At 43.2% G+C, this 15,485-nt stretch carries 18 protein-coding genes; 3 read left to right on the plus strand and 15 right to left on the minus strand.

All coding sequences use genetic code 11. The features are described from left to right. Positions 1–39 precede the first annotated feature (39 nt). Positions 40–687 (minus strand): HAD family hydrolase, encoded by a 648-nt coding sequence (locus E1757_RS28410; RefSeq protein ID WP_281282548.1) that lies wholly within the window; start codon positions 685–687, stop codon positions 40–42. A 113-nt stretch (positions 688–800) separates the two neighbouring features. After that, positions 801–1,040 carry a hypothetical protein gene (locus tag E1757_RS28415; RefSeq protein ID WP_133234574.1) on the minus strand — a complete coding sequence of 80 codons (240 nt, stop codon included), beginning with the start codon at positions 1,038–1,040 and terminating at the stop codon, positions 801–803. Between the two features lie 195 nt (positions 1,041–1,235). Between E1757_RS28415 and E1757_RS28420 the strand changes: the two genes are divergently transcribed. Beyond that, entirely contained in the window at positions 1,236–1,625 is a 390-nt protein-coding gene (locus tag E1757_RS28420; protein WP_165972327.1) for an MmyB family transcriptional regulator, read from the plus strand. 172 nt (positions 1,626–1,797) lie between these two features. Here E1757_RS28420 and E1757_RS28425 read toward each other — a convergent pair whose 3' ends face one another. The 9 genes from E1757_RS28425 to E1757_RS28465 all read right to left on the minus strand — a co-directional run bounded on the left by E1757_RS28425 (position 1,798) and on the right by E1757_RS28465 (position 9,376). Further along, complete coding sequence (locus E1757_RS28425) at positions 1,798–2,508, minus strand: aspartate/glutamate racemase family protein (RefSeq protein WP_133234576.1); 711 nt, start codon at positions 2,506–2,508, stop codon at positions 1,798–1,800. Positions 2,509–2,711: 203 nt separating this feature from the next. Beyond that, positions 2,712–3,347, minus strand: coding sequence for a hypothetical protein (locus E1757_RS28430; protein ID WP_133234578.1), 636 nt, complete (start codon positions 3,345–3,347; stop codon positions 2,712–2,714). Between the two features lie 491 nt (positions 3,348–3,838). Beyond that, on the minus strand, positions 3,839–4,708 hold the full coding sequence (locus E1757_RS28435; protein ID WP_133234580.1) for a phosphotransferase: 870 nt from the start codon (positions 4,706–4,708) through the stop codon (positions 3,839–3,841). Positions 4,709–5,135: 427 nt separating this feature from the next. Beyond that, positions 5,136–5,594, minus strand: a complete 459-nt coding sequence (locus E1757_RS28440; RefSeq protein WP_133234582.1) for a DUF2269 family protein — start codon at positions 5,592–5,594, stop codon at positions 5,136–5,138. A gap of 14 nt (positions 5,595–5,608) precedes the next feature. Beyond that, positions 5,609–6,337 (minus strand): NAD(P)-dependent oxidoreductase, encoded by a 729-nt coding sequence (locus E1757_RS28445; RefSeq protein ID WP_133234584.1) that lies wholly within the window; start codon positions 6,335–6,337, stop codon positions 5,609–5,611. A gap of 231 nt (positions 6,338–6,568) precedes the next feature. After that, positions 6,569–6,901: a winged helix-turn-helix transcriptional regulator gene (locus E1757_RS28450; protein ID WP_133234586.1), complete on the minus strand. Its 333-nt coding sequence runs from the start codon at positions 6,899–6,901 to the stop codon at positions 6,569–6,571. 430 nt (positions 6,902–7,331) lie between these two features. After that, positions 7,332–7,751: a hypothetical protein gene (locus E1757_RS28455; protein WP_133234588.1), complete on the minus strand. Its 420-nt coding sequence runs from the start codon at positions 7,749–7,751 to the stop codon at positions 7,332–7,334. A 107-nt stretch (positions 7,752–7,858) separates the two neighbouring features. Further along, positions 7,859–8,257, minus strand: coding sequence for an FAD-dependent thymidylate synthase (locus E1757_RS37125; protein WP_342774604.1), 399 nt, complete (start codon positions 8,255–8,257; stop codon positions 7,859–7,861). Between the two features lie 354 nt (positions 8,258–8,611). After that, entirely contained in the window at positions 8,612–9,376 is a 765-nt protein-coding gene (locus E1757_RS28465) for an ArsR/SmtB family transcription factor (RefSeq protein WP_133234590.1), read from the minus strand. A gap of 107 nt (positions 9,377–9,483) precedes the next feature. On the opposite strand from E1757_RS28465, the gene E1757_RS28470 reads away from it, so the two are divergent. Both E1757_RS28470 and E1757_RS28475 read left to right on the plus strand, forming a co-directional pair. Next, a complete protein-coding gene (locus E1757_RS28470) occupies positions 9,484–10,176 on the plus strand; it encodes a nitroreductase family protein (RefSeq protein ID WP_133234592.1) in 693 nt (230 codons plus the stop codon). Between the two features lie 89 nt (positions 10,177–10,265). Continuing rightward, on the plus strand, positions 10,266–10,712 hold the full coding sequence (locus tag E1757_RS28475; RefSeq protein WP_133234594.1) for a YybH family protein: 447 nt from the start codon (positions 10,266–10,268) through the stop codon (positions 10,710–10,712). Between the two features lie 663 nt (positions 10,713–11,375). Here the strand turns inward: E1757_RS28475 and E1757_RS28480 are convergent. The 4 genes from E1757_RS28480 to deoB form a co-directional block, all read right to left on the minus strand. After that, positions 11,376–11,930, minus strand: a complete 555-nt coding sequence (locus E1757_RS28480; protein ID WP_133234596.1) for a dihydrofolate reductase family protein — start codon at positions 11,928–11,930, stop codon at positions 11,376–11,378. Positions 11,931–12,221: 291 nt separating this feature from the next. After that, a complete protein-coding gene (locus E1757_RS28485) occupies positions 12,222–13,523 on the minus strand; it encodes a pyrimidine-nucleoside phosphorylase (RefSeq protein WP_133234598.1) in 1,302 nt (433 codons plus the stop codon). 53 nt (positions 13,524–13,576) lie between these two features. Next, on the minus strand, positions 13,577–14,284 hold the full coding sequence (gene deoD, locus E1757_RS28490) for a purine-nucleoside phosphorylase (RefSeq protein WP_133234600.1): 708 nt from the start codon (positions 14,282–14,284) through the stop codon (positions 13,577–13,579). Between the two features lie 19 nt (positions 14,285–14,303). After that, entirely contained in the window at positions 14,304–15,485 is a 1,182-nt protein-coding gene (deoB, locus tag E1757_RS28495; RefSeq protein ID WP_133234602.1) for a phosphopentomutase, read from the minus strand.

Genomic DNA, 15,485 nt, shown 5'->3' on the forward strand with positions numbered 1-15,485 from the left:
TTATTGAGCTATCGTATTCGTTAGCGTTTTTGTCACAGATTACGCTGTCAAATTACGGCTAACAAAAAATTCAATTACTTCTACTGGTTCTTTGAACATTAAATCTGGATCCACAGGGGCCAGCTTCTCTAGCTTTCCTTCTCCCCAGAGAGCGCCCGCACTAACCATACCAGCCCCCCGGGCTGCCAGCACATCCGTCGGCTGATCGCCTATGTAAACGCACTCCTCAGGTCTAACTCCCATAACACTTGAAGCAAGAAGTAATGGCTCAGGGTCGGGCTTATGCTTCACAGTGTCTTCTTGACCGACAATACATTCGAAGAACTGAAGCAACGATTTCGATTCCAGCTCAGGCACGATAAATCGGCGGTGCTTGGAAGAAACGATACCGAGCCGGAATCCCGCTTCACGCAATTGTTCGAGCAACTCAACGATACCAGAGTAGCCAGTAATGCTGTGTGACCGGGCCAAATAGAACTCCACCCCATGTTCCAAGATGAGATCTCCTTGTCCCGGAAACATGGAGTTCAGTGTAGCTAACGCAGGCTTACCTACGAGAAAATCCAACTCCTCCGGCGTTGCCTCACATCCCAATACAATCCGGAATCCATGACGATTTGCTTCAGTCGCTAATCTCTCACTGTCCTGGATTGTACCGTCCATATCAAAGAGAATACACTTAACCAACTAATGATTTTTGTAGATTTCTATTCATTCCCTGGTTCCAAATCGATAAAAGGTTTGATTTGTTATTATGCAAAAAATTAAAGCCCTCGCGGGTGAGCTCGAGGGCTTATTACTTACAGCAAAGTCTTCCGAACCGAGGAAGGATCTTCATCCGTTTCGACGGCGGAATCAAACACACTGGCTTGCGGAACGTTCGTAAGATCCAACTTTTGCCTCACCTGATCACCAATATTCCCATACCAGGCTTCAAATGAGTCATCTAATTGCTCCTCTCGACTACGATCCTCATTCACATCCGAATCCGCTTCGATTTTATTACCTAGTACCCCATACTCGTCTCTAGGTTGGGTCATCGATTACTTCAACTCCTTCATGTTGGAATTGAATTAAAATCCCCTGTAAAAATCCATTTTATACACGGGCTTTTAAATAGAGGTATAGTTGTTATTTGAGAATCATAAAGGCAAGAAACCCGGCCCTTGCTAGTGACCGTCAGAATATGAAGTGGCATTGCACATTACTTCCAATTACCGGCATTTTCAAATAATATGCAGCAGAGAACCAATTGGATGAGGCGTCTTTTGACGGACGCCAAGCTAAAATCGAACATAAAGGATTGGGAAGCCAAAGCACAGATCATTATTGCACGCTTTCGTGCGGATTACGCACACTTCCCTAATGATACGAGGTTTAAGGAGCTTATTGAGGAATTTATGCAGATCAGCCAGCTGTTTCGCGAGATATGGCCGCTACATGACGTTCAGGTCGTAACAGATTGCCACAAACGGATGTACGACCCTCGTATCGGAGAGATGGAGTTTGAATATGTGACTCTGCAACCGCCGACCGATCCGGATCTGAAGATCATGATTTATACAGCTTCAACGGATACGGCTGCGCGTTTGCAAAGTTTAATGAGCACTCGGGAGCATAGATAAGTCACTTTTGACTTGCATTAGGGACATCACTCAAGAACCGTGATTGCGCTATCCCGCCCTTTAGTTCAATGAAAAAGCAGCCGTTCGTGAATGGCCGGCTGCCGCGGTATCATTAGTATCATTATTGAACTAACGTATCCGTTTAGCTTAACAAGTTACCATTTATTTTGGCTTATGCATCCTGGATGGTCCCTTTTAAAGCGAAGTCGACAGCACTTTCAGCATGAAGTCTTGTTGTATCATAAACGGGTATACTGCAATCGTCTTGTGAGATGAGTAGTGTTATTTCTGTACATCCCAAAATAACGGCTTCTGCTCCTTGCTGTTTAAGATTATTTATGATCTTTAAGTAGGTTTGCTTAGACTCTTCATTAATAATACCAAGACAAAGCTCTTGATATATGATGTCATGTACATCCGATCGATCTACTTCATTTGGCACAATAACCTCAAGTCCAAACTTTTCAGTAAGCCTGCCCTTGTAAAAATCTTGTTCCATCGTAAATGCAGTCCCCAGTAACGCGACCTTCTTAATTCCATCTTTAACTATTTTAATTGCTGATGAGTCTGCAATATGAATTAACGGAATAGTTACCGATCTTTCTACTTCTTGTGCCATTTTATGCATTGTATTTGTACAGATGACGATTAAATCTGCTCCAGCCGTTTCAAGTTTTTGCGCTGAATCAATCATAATTTTTGTGGCCTCATCCCAATTCCCTTGATGCTGTAAAGTCTTGATTTCTTGAAAATTTACCGAATACATGAGACTTTTAGCGGAATGATGCCCGCCTAGCCTTTTTTTTACATATTGATTAATGATTTGGTAATAGAGCAGAGATGACTCCCAACTCATTCCACCAATAAGACCTATAGTTTTCATTATCCAGCACCTCACTAATTATTAACAACATTTTCTCACAAGGAATTTATGAATTCAATTTATTGTTAGCGTAACGCGGCCACGGAATCGTGTTGATTGCCGCGTTTTTGTAGTTTATTGAGCTATCGTTCTCCGTTGGCGTAATACTTTAGTTTCATTATCGAAGCGTTCCTTGAAAAATTTAGAAGGTTTAGCTCAATTAATTATCTTAAAGGATATTTTAATGTAATTGCTTCCTTTATTAATTCCTCAAAAAAGAAATAATTATGGTCTGCCCCAATAATACAAAGAATCCTTTTATCCGGATTTGCTTTTATTGAATTTATTGCCCGCTGAATCATAATCTGATTCCTGACTATCCACCGGAAATTTTGCGAAACTGGATTGATTTGAAATAACCACTCATATTTTAGCTTAGTTAAATCATCAAACTCTTTAGAGTTAAAGGGAATTTGTCCACAAGAATGAGTATTCATTTGCTTAGAGAACCATTTGTCATCCATTTTCTCAAGCTCAATCTTTTCCTCGTTTGTAAAACCATCAAATGGAGCAAAATTGTTCCAGACATCCAGTTCAAACCAGTCTATGGGCACAAACTCGATACTGTATTCATCACATAAAGGGAATATCAGCTCCCAATATTCACTTGCGGGTTCTCCCCAATAACCTCTTTCGTTTTTATTTTCTAAGTACCTTCGCCAGCTTTGTGGGTGAACTTCACCACAGATAATATCTGGATTGAATTCCATAATTATTTCCCTATAAAGGTCAAGAGTACATCTATATTTATCTCTTAAATCATTATTATGAATCGTCCCTAAGATTCCAACAGTAGTCATTTGTTCTCCTCATTTCTTGCCTAACTAAGCAATGATTTAAAGACTAATAATCTTACATTACCATAATTTGCATTTATTTTGAGATTTTATATCCCTTTACTACACATTACTTCCAGTTAGTTAATAAAAAAGCTTTAAAAGAAAAAAGGCACAATCTCACCTTTACGTGAATTGTGCCTTTTTTTCTGTCCTATTTCTCGGACAGGGTACTTGAGACGAGGGGAGCAGTACCTAGAAAGAACTTATCATGAGGCTCCCCCATATACTAATTTGTACTGGTTCTTAGCGATAATTTACAATTATTCAGCCTAGAGATTTGTGCCGACGGACTTATTGTGATTGAACAACGTATCGGTTAGTTCAGTCATCACCCTTGGACTACGCTTTTATTCATCATTAATATTCAACATTGATTTCGAACCATCGAATGGGATCAGCTATAGTTCCCCGTCGTTGAATAACTTAGAACATTCAAATAATGAAATCAAGTATTAATTAATGGGCAAGGACTTCCAATATTCCCACGCTTTTAAGTAATCTTCCAAATCATGAGGATGGAATTGTATACAGATCCCAATTCGACAATAAAGTTGAAAGATTACTTCTTCGATTAGCCTGGATCTCTCAATAGGTTCATGTTTGAGCAATGTGAATGTTCCCATTAAAGTTTCTAGGTTCAAATCGTCTGGAGAAGAGCAAAAAGCGTAAGTAAAATCATATAGCAAAGGACCAATCATTGGTGCCGGGTCGATAACACCGACTAGTGAGAGCTCATGAAACACAAAATTATGCACACCAGTATCTCCGTGCAGCAAATATCTTGATTCAAGCTCTGCACTCTTCGATATGTTCTCAACAATTGATCTCACTCTATCATAATCCTCAACTGGCAAAAGGTTACCCCAATTATTTCTTGTATCCTCCAAACTCCGATAATTCCATTCACTCCAAGTTTGAATTGGTCTTTGTAGCCTTCCCCACTTGTCATTTTGTGGAGATTCTTCATAATGATTGAATAACTCTTTAATTAAAATTGTCAACCAATTAATTTTTAAACCACGATCTTTGTGAGTCGTACCAGTAATATATGAATACAGAATAAACGCCTTTTCAGGATCCGTATAAAGTTTTTTAGGGAGAAGGCTAATGTGCCGATATGTACTAAGAAAGTGTTCCGCTAAGGAAATTTGTTGCGGATGATCTATCTTTAAAACATATTTTGCTTCGTTGTGCGTTGAAAGAGTATAAACAAGTCCCTCGGTAGACCCAGTCTTATTATTTGTCGCCATATCAATGTTATCAATTATGCCTTTTTTACGGAGATTATTGATGATGCTGCTAATATCTACTTTTTCCAACATTGGAAATTTACCCCTCTAACAATCGATTAAATGAATCTGTAACTAAAAATAGTTCTTATCAGTTTTTTAATATTTGAGTAAATCCATTTTTAGAAAATCCATTCAATAAGATGATATGCTGGTTCTAGACGGGACTCAATATAAAGTTTCGTTTTATTAAACTATCCTGCCTTAGTTTAATAAAACAAGCAGGCTGCCGCGGCACCTGAACTTTATTTTGCTATTCAACTAACGCATTCGTTAGCTAAATGAAAAACAACACTCCTACCTTCTTTTTGTTCATCCTCACTTAACACAAATGATAATACTTCTCAACTGCGGATAACGATATATGTTCTTGTCCCAAATCGGCAAACGATATATGTTCTCGTCACCCGACAGCTCATTCTATCGGTTGTCGGTTGACAAGAACTTCCCATCGGCTTCTTTAAAATGGCTTAACGACCATAAGCGCCACTATGGCAATCATCAGCAGCTGTGCTGCCCTCTCGATTGGTACGATCTTTTTTATCAGCAGTCCGAACTCGGCGGGTATTTCATTATCCTGGTCTTGACTTTCAGATATGAGCTTTATGATCTTTTTCATACGCGGCTCGATCCATCCGTCGATCATGACGACCATGAGCAGCGATAAAAGGATAGATACATTCAGCCACATTTGGGATAACCCCATCTTGGTTATGATCATAAGCCAAACCCCGGTTAAAATAAGTACGGCTCCGCCAATTTTAGGCATTATGGCAAGTTTGGTCGTTATACCAAAAGCAAAGTACAGCTGGCCGACGGTTCTAGCGGATCTTCGAATGATGGGCATCACGAAAGCAAAGCCAATTATGGCGATCGAAGCCAATATATGCAAAACGAGCAGTAATCCAAACAAACCCATTATCCCCCTTCTCCTCAGCGCACCGAAATATTGCTTTGATAGGCTAGACCGACCCTTTTTCTTTTAAACGCTCCTCCGAGCTCAAGATGGTCCAACATACATATTGCGACATCGTCATAAGCAACATTCAGCTCTTGAAGTCGGCTGAACAAGTGACCGGCTATATCTGCCTCGGAATATTCCCTGATCGTCTCCGGAATCGGAACGGGCAAGGTGTCCGTTGTTACATGTAGATGAACTACATCTGGATGCTCTCTCGAATCAATCATTGTTCCCGGACACATAATGGACCAATCGAGCCCAGTCTGTTGTAGCCTTTCGAAATTCCGGTTGTGATTTCTATACTCAGGTGGGAAGCCGGGTAAATTGTTGCCGATAAGATCCGTATATGGAATATCCAGCAGGCCGGCTCCTCCCATAATCCATACCCGCCCAGAGAAACTAGGTTGGAATTCACATTGGCTTATAATGTTATCGACGATACGAACAAACTCTTCTCCCTGGCCCGCATGGCCGGCTGCAATAATAGCGGCGTCTTGATGCACGAGCGCCTCACCGACGCTCACCGGGTCCATAATATCGTCCACGATCACCTTCACATGCTTGGCGGAATGCTCACCTAGTTGATCATAAAGCTTTTCAGAATTTCGCACAAATGCGGTCATTTCATGCCCCATTTTTATCCCTTGTACCAACACTCTTTTCCCTGTATTCCCCGTCGCTCCAAAAACAATAATTTTCATTATTCTTTCCTCCTCATGAGTGGACCTCAATATCTGGTTAACTCAAGCTTAGCATCGCTTCAAAATTATGTTAAGAACCCACTTTAAAGTAGGGTACTTACTTAAAAGTAAGCATTATAAAAAGGGATGCCATAATGAGTGCGACCGTAGGTAAACAAAAGCTGCCCGGTATCCCGTGGCAGCTTTTGTTTTGAGTTGATTGAATTAGTGTACAAGTTCATTGAACCAGCTTTATGACGCTGACTCTTCATATTTCCGCTTATTATGATTTTCTCCCCAAGCACACATGACTTCTGCTACGGGAATCAATGTTCTGCCGTATTCACTCAGAGAATATTCTACTTTTGGAGGGATAGCAGGGTAGACCGTTCTATCGACTATGCCTTCTCGTTCCAAATCTCGGAGATGTTGTGTAAGCATTTTTTGTGAAACATCAGGTATAAGCTTTTCCAGATCGTTGAATCTCTTTTTGGATTCAATCAAATGCCATAAAATCATTGGCTTCCATTTGCCGCCTAAAACATGAATGAGTGTCTCAACCGGACATTCACGCTGATGAATCATTGATAAATCATCCCCTTACTTTTAAGTAAGTACATTACATAAAATTAACATAACAAAATTTTACGATAGCGCTACAATCAAGTCAATCATTGAAACTAAGCAGTACTCACCTCCGCCCTACTATCCGTCGGGAATGAGATCAAGTACTTGTCAAATCGGGAATGGGATCAAGTTCTTGTCATTGGTTTTTGACAAGAACTTGATCCCATAAAATACAAAAGCCGCGATTTACGCGGCTATTTATGAGATAATGTTCTTGACAACCGACACTTTGGTTCCATAATTCGTTGCATAATCCTGTCAGTAAGTTTAATCCGAAGGCCCAAGCGCATACGATCTCGTGGATTTTCCTCTTTTCCTTCAAAGAGACGCGTCAGGAATGAGATCATGGTTCTTGTCATCCGACACAAACCGTCTCATCAAAAATGGTTCAAGTATTGTTTATTGCACTATCGTTCCCGTTAGAGAACCGCTGCCACGCCAAATATCCTTTCGTCAAAAAGTAAGCAATCAGAACAATGAGCGCAAGAATACCATCGATCATAGCAACGAACTGAATGTCAGGAGTAATCTGTTGAATGGTAAGAGGAATCGTCACCGATACAGCAGCCTTGTGGAAAAATGCAAGTTCCCATAACCCGGCATAACGTCGAGGATATATAGTTAAAAGCAAGAAAAGTCCCGTAAATAAAATAAAACCGTACATGCGCCAGATCTCGACAACCTTGGTGGCAGAGTCAGCACTTGCAACATTTTCGATGGTTAAGATAAACGAAGAAAATGCGCCTATGGTACATATGAATAATAAAACCCTCCCAATGCGGTCATTTAATTGAGATATCCGTTTCATTTTTCCTCCTGCTACCATTAAGTCGATAAATCAAATCATCCTGTCCGATTCATTTTCAGACTAACGAATCGAATTAGTTTTGTCAAGAATTGGTGAGTTCATCTGTCTCATGTACTGGAATAACTCAAATAGCTCATTGCGATCCTCAGGGCAAAATAAGGGATTTGACCCAGAAGCTCGTCCAGTTTAGTCTCCAGTTCTTCAAGTTTGTTTGCAGCTTTGTTAATATTGTTTATTGAGCTATCGTACCCGTCCCTCAATGCTCCACTGTCTCTCTTGAAACCAAGAGAAGTTGGATATATTGATTTGGTTAGTTCTAAGACCGCCTTCGCGTAGTCCTGAATTTCTTTTTGAGCATCATGTTCTAATCGTTGTATCAAGAAATGAGCAACCGATTGAACGGACGCTGTCCAGTACCAACGGACATACATTCCATATGAAGGTAAGAACAATCGAGCTTGTTCAGCGCAAATTCCATCTGCTAATGCCTGCTCATACTTTTTCATCCCTAGCTCGATATACGACAACAATTCCTGCGTATGTTTCTCACCAAGTTCCCAAGAAATTATGTCTCCGCCGCCCTGTTTGGAATTCTCAGGCTTAGATCTCCATTCATCCGCTTTTGGGTATAAAAAACTGGCTCTTCGGTTATGTATCACCCGACAAATTGTTACACATTATATAATGTGTTTTTTCGATCATCAAATAAATAAGTTCTTAAAATGTGGGATTGCATGGTTTAAACTGCCCCCAAAATTGAATACAAGCAGCAGTAAGTAAGGAAGCTTACACTCGATAGAGTGTGGCTTCCTTTTTTTGAGAGCAGATTCAATATATTCAATTTCACCTATATTGGGGTTTTATCCGCCAGCGAGCGCCTCCCCGGTTTCGAGCAACGTCTTCAAGCCCGAAAGCACAATCGGAAATCCGTTTTCAATAATTTTAGCGGTATGAGCGGCTTGTTCTAATTCATCATGCACAACGGTTACGAGGGTTACGCCCTTAAGCTCGGCATGTGAACCGATTTCCCACGTAATACGTATCGGGGTGTCGTTTTCCGTACCCGGAAACGAAACAAATCGCCACCTCATCACGAGTTTACTCGGAGGATCCATGTCGAGAATAATCCCTTCCGCTCTCTTCTCTTCCCCGTTCCATAGTTCGAATGGAGATTCGATTTGCCAATCGGACCGGATGGCGCAATTGTGCCAAAATTTCGATGTCTTGGCTGGATCCGTAATGGCTTGCCAAACTTGTTCCGGAGTTGCTTTAATCGCTATCCGATTTACATGACGGGGTGTGTTTTCCATTTTCGTTTCACGCTCCAGTTCGTTTTGAAGGGATGTTAATCCGATCACCCAAGATTCGGTGTACTTGCTTACCCATCGCTCATAAATTTGACGTATAGGTACCGCATTCAAATAATGAAGCTTTTCACGGCCTACTTTTCTAGTCGTAATAAGCCCGGCTTCCTCCAATATATTTAGATGCTTCATGACACCGAATCGAGACATGTCGAGCGGCGCGCAAAGCTCATTCAGCGTCTGCCCGTTCGAGGCATAAAGCAGATCCAAAAGCGTACGGCGGCTGGGATCCGCAAGCGCCTTGAATATATCTTTTTCCAATTGAAACACCTTCTCTTCTTGTCGAGCTGAAAAAATGATTTAAACCGCTTGACATGTTACCATTCAGTAACATATGATAAAGATATCATAAGTGACTTTATAGTCACATGATAGCACAAACGGATTTGTTTGTCAGCCGGCGGCATGCAAATCGCGTTAAAAATGAACAGGAGCTGATCTTTGTGGGAACGACTTCAACATTACAGAATCGCATTTCCGCTAGTGCTTTCGATCCCGAAGGTCGGATTGCCCGGGAAGATTTGCTTGCTTTTGTCGAACTCGCCGTCAAAGCGCCTTCAGGCTTTAACCTTCAGCCTTGGCACTTTCTTATCATCGACGACAAAGATAAAAAGGAAGCTCTACGTACCGCCGCCTTCGGCCAGCAAAAAATTACTGATGCTGCGGCATCTGTAATTGTGTTGGCGAATTTGCAGGCTTATGAGCGTGCTGAGCAAATAGCGGATGATCTCGTAACAAAACAGTATACTCCAGAAGCATACAAGGAAAAAGTGATCAGTTCCATTCGCTCATATCATGTAAATTCGCCTGACAAATATAAAGAGGAAGTGATCATTGCCGCTTCTTCTGCGGCATACGGCTTTCAACTCGCCGCATTTGAACACGGCTACGGGGTAACTCCCATTGGCGGATTTGATCCGGCTGCAGTTTCCGAGACGTTCGGCATCCCGGCTCACTTGAAACCCATTTTAATTATCGCCGTTGGCCTCTCCCCGGTGGAGACGAAGCAGCGCAAGTTCCGCTTCCCAGTGGAAGAAGTATCTTCTTTTAACGCAATCTGACAGACTGGCTGCCCATCTGCAGACCGTTTACGGAATCATACAACGAAATGAGAAAACAGTGAAACGCACATACAGAGGAGGAATAACCAATGAGCGACTTTCAAAACATTGTTGATCGCTTCGAGATTGAGGCGCTGCGCGGCGAGTTCACCGACACGGTGATGATGCGCGACCCCGACCGCCTTGCGTCGCTGTTCACGGAGGACGGCGTGTGGCGGATTCCCCAACTCGCCGAATTCGTCGGCCGGGAGCAGATTCGCGCCGGGAGCAAGCGGCTACAGAGTCAGTGGGACTATTTCGTACAAACTACACACCCGGGCACGATCCAGCTCGAGGGCGATACCGCAGTCGGCCGTGCCTACATCTCAGAGCTCGCGCGCCTGCGCGACGGTAGAAGCGGGCTGAACTACGCCGTGTACCATGACCGCTACCAGCGCACAAAGAACGGCTGGAAGTTCGCCGAGCGTGTCTACGAGGTCAGATACCTCGACTCCACGCCGCTTTCAGGCTCGGCGCAGATCGACTCACATGTGTAGGAGTCGGTGTTCTCGGCGCCCCGCTGCGGGGCCTGATCGTCAGATTCGGCACCAGCAAATATTCGCTGAACTGGTTCCTTATATAGTAAGCCACGTTCCGATGACTCCATTTCGGATTCGGGTAAATTTTTAAAATCATGCTAAGAGCCGCGTCAAGAAGCAATACAAAAATTTGCGATAGATTTGTCGTAATCGATCGATAGAACGCAGAGGACCCACCCCATGGCAGGTATTACCAAGACTTTTTTGCAAAGATATGAGTGCTATTAAGCACTCTTTCTTTGTTTATCGATATGGGACATAGACTTCATTATTTATGACGTCAGGCAGTTACCAGCTAACGTAGTTGCGGAAGGGTAACGAGGCTGCCGATCGAAACCGGGCAGCCTCGTTGTGTAGTTTATTGAGCTCTTGTGTCAACTCCCGACAGCCTTCACGTTGTTGTTGAGCTATCGTTCCCCGTTAGCGGAACGAATGATTACAGCTTGCACTACAAACGTTTGCCACAACACACTACACAGAAGAGTTCTCATGGGCACCATCCTCAGAGAGCTCGTTTCTTTGCAAAGAATCTAAAAGATTTGTCAGAGCATATGCTAGATAACTCCGCTTTCAACCGATTCCTCGCATATAACGATTTTATCATTGGAGTGTGCAATATTATTAGTTCCCATCCAAATGATAAATTAGTTGTACAACGCCTGAGGAGAACGTTCTTGTATTAACCATTTTTAAATTCAACCTCTGTTTTATATCCACAAACAGCGGTTTCCCTTCTCCCAAAACAACAGGGTGAACAGATAATCTAAATTCATCAACAAGTCCTAAATTGATAAAAGTTGTAATAAGACTTGCTCCACCATATAGCCAGATGTCTTTACCAGGCTTATTCTTTAATTTATTTATTTCTTCAAGAATACTATCATTTATGAATGTTGCTTTATTATCAGTCCCCTTTTGCGTCCTGGAAAACACATATTTCTCTTTACTATGAACCAATTCCCAAAATTCTTTTTCAGAATCCGTATGTTCAATTTCCGGAGTAAATTGTCCCCATAAATCATAGCTTTTTCTTCCATATAAAATTGTATCAATTTGATTCAAAAAATTAATAAACCCCATCTCAGAGTCCATAATGCACCAATCAACTTCACCATTTTTCCCTTCAATAAAACCATCTAAAGTAACCGCTAAATCTAAAATTATTTTTCGTTTCATGATTTGATACTCCTTTCGTTAATCTACCACCTATTATAGACCTCAAATACGCCACCTTATGTCATATTAATAAAAGAGAGGATATCTTTTTAACAATGCTGTCCGTCAGAGCGATTCCCTAAAAGCAGAGTTGATCTGCTATACTTTGTGGGGAACGTCGATGAAGATACATTCGTGTTTTTGATGTAGCTTTTTTTGCAATATCAGAATTGTTCAGCTCCGCTGAAAACATATGAATTCTGTTATTATAAAAAAAGCTTGAATTCACTGGGAATTCAAGCTTTCTTTATATTATTTCGTTACAATTCCATGAACCAAGACTGGTGCTTTGGCATGTACTGCAATCCGAATATTGGCATAAATCATATCGACGACTTCCTGCACATCTTGACGGTTAGCATGAATCGTTACTAAAGAGTCGCCTACTTTAACAGGATCGCCAATCTTCTTGTTCAACATCAAACCTACAGCGAGGTCGATTTCGGATTCCTTGGTCGCACGTCCAGCTCCAAGCAGCATGGCCGCTGTGCCAATCTCGTCCGCGATGATCTCAGCTACAACGCCATCTTCCTTAGCCAATACTTCGATTTGATAAGCGGCTTGAGGAAGCTTCTCGGGATGATCGACAACATTTGGGTCTCCACCCTGATTTTCAATAAACGACTTGAATTTCTCCAACGCCTTGCCGTTACGAATCACTTCCTTTAGCTTCTCCTCTGCATCTTCAAGCGAGGTAGCTTTATTCGCCAAGAATACCATTTGACGACCAAGCGCTAAGCACAGCTCCTCCAAATCCTTCGGCCCTTTCCCTTGCAGGGTATCAATGGCCTCTTTAACCTCCAGTGCATTTCCGATCGCATAGCCGAGCGGCTGGCTCATGTCGGAGATTACCGCCATGGTTTTTCGGCCAACCATGTTGCCGATGCGAACCATAGACTGAGCGAGCTCCTTGGCATCCTCCGCTGTTTTCATAAATGCACCCGCGCCTGTTTTGACATCCAGTACGATAGCGTCAGAGCCAGCGGCGATTTTTTTACACATTATGGAGCTTGCAATTAATGGAATGGAATTCACCGTTCCCGTTACGTCGCGGAGTGCATACAGCTTCTTGTCTGCCGGAGTCAGGTTGCCTGTTTGACCGATAACCGCAATTTTATTACGGTTCACCAAATCCACGAATTGCTCCTTGCTGATCTCTACGTGGAACCCTTCGATGGCTTCGAGCTTGTCGATTGTTCCACCCGTGTGTCCAAGACCGCGTCCGGACATTTTTGCAACCGGCACATCGAGTGCCGCAACAAGCGGCGCCAAAACCAACGTCGTAGTATCCCCTACTCCGCCGGTGGAATGCTTGTCAACCTTTACGCCTTCAATAGCGGACAAATCGATGGTTTCTCCGGAGTTGACCATGGCCATTGTGAGGTCCGCCCGTTCCCGCTCCGTCATATCCTTGAAAAAAACCGCCATTGCCCAAGCACTGATCTGATAATCGGGAATTTCATTCTTCGTATAGCCTTCGATAATGAAATTGATTTCCTCGGTTGTTAATTCCTTGCCGTCACGTTTTTTCTCGATTAGATCTACCATTCTCATCGTCCTGTCTCTCCTCCGCTTGTATATTTGAACAGATCTATGGTATTCAACTTTTATAAAGAAACCGCCGTATCTAAGGCTACTTCCATCATCTCGTTAAATGTATTTTGACGTTCCTCAGCCGTCGTTTCTTCCCCAGTCAGCAAATGATCGCTTACGGTCAGAATCGTCAATGCGTTGACGCCGAATTTGGCTGCGAGCGTATAAAGTGCGGTCGTTTCCATCTCGACGCCTAAAACTCCATGATCCATAAGCTTTTGAACAATGGCTTTATCGTCACGATAAAATACATCCGAGCTAAAAATATTGCCCACGTGCAGCTTCAAGCCTTTAGCCATGCCACGCTCATACGCCGCTTTCAAAAGCGGAAAGCTGGCGATCGGGGAGAAATCGAAGCCTCCGAACACATGGCGGTTTATGCTTGAATCCGTGCAGGAGGCTTGAGCCAGGATAACGTCACGAACATGTACATGCTCTTGCATCGCGCCGCAGGTGCCTACACGGAATAAATTTTTCACTCCGTATTGGCTGATCAGCTCATTAGCATAGATGCTGATGGAAGGTATCCCCATTCCCGATCCTTGTACAGAAATTCGTTTGCCTTGATACGTTCCCGTGAAGCCAAGCATCCCGCGAACCTGATTGTAGCAAATTACATCCTCAAGATACGTCTCAGCTATATATTTTGCACGCAGCGGATCGCCGGGAAGCAGAATCGTCTCCGCAATCTCACCTTGGTTAGCTCCAATATGAACACTCATCCAAGTTGCCTCCTAAATCTTATTTCAATTCCTTCAAAAAGCTAGTGCCATGCTCCGGTAAGGCTACGCCAAAGTTCTCAGCGACGGTTGCCCCGATATCGGCAAATGTTTTGCGAAGCAGAAGCTCTTGTCCACCCTGTTTAAAACGAGGCGAGTAGACAAGCAGCGGCACGTATTCACGGGTATGGTCGGATCCTCGATAAGTCGGGTCATTACCGTGATCAGCGGTAATAATCAACAGGTCGTCAGCCTTCAGCTTGGTGAATATTTCCGGAAGCCGCGCATCGAATTCCTCCAGTGCTTGTCCATATCCCTGCGGGTCGCGACGATGACCGTATAAAGCATCGAAATCAACGAGGTTAATGAAGCTGAGTCCTGTGAAGGATTCGTCCAAAACTGCGACCAATTTATCCATGCCATCCATATTGGAAACAGTACGGATCGCTTTGGTAACTCCTTCGCCGTCATAAATGTCAGATATTTTTCCTAATGCAATGACATCGAAGCCTGCGTCCTTCAGTGTGTTCATGGAAGTCGGGCCGAATGGCTTCAACGCATAGTCATGTCGGTTCGCCGTACGGGTAAAGTGCCCCGCTTCGCCAACGAACGGACGTGCAATGATTCGCCCTAGCATATAAGGATCGTCAAGCGTAATTTCGCGGCAAAACCCGCAAATCTCATACAGCTCTTTTAGCGGGACTACATCCTCATGAGCGGCGATTTGGAGAACGGAATCTGCTGATGTATATACGATCAGTGCCCCCGTCTTGACGTGCTCTTCTCCAAGCTCGGCAATAATTTCCGTGCCGCTGGCTGGCTTGTTGCCAATGACTTTACGGCCGGTCTTCGCTTCAATTCGTGAAATCAGCTCTGCTGGGAAACCGTCGGGAAACACTCTGAACGGAGTATCGATTCGAAGACCCATAATTTCCCAGTGGCCTGTCATCGTATCCTTGCCGCTGGAGGCTTCCTGCATCTTAGTTAAATAAGCCATCGGCTTCTCTGCTTTAGGAACGCCTTGAATTTCCCGAATATTGGACAATCCTAGCTTGGCCATATTAGGCATATTCAATCCCCCACGCTCGCGGGCTATATGGCCGAGCGTATCCACATCGTAATCGTCAAACTTAGCGGCGTCCGGAGCCTCTCCGATCCCAACCGAATCCATGACGATGAGATGAATTCTTTTAAAATCAACCAT

The sequence above is a fragment of the Paenibacillus piri genome, from assembly GCF_004354045.1.
Classification (GTDB): Bacteria; Bacillota; Bacilli; order Paenibacillales; family NBRC-103111; genus Paenibacillus_S; species Paenibacillus_S piri.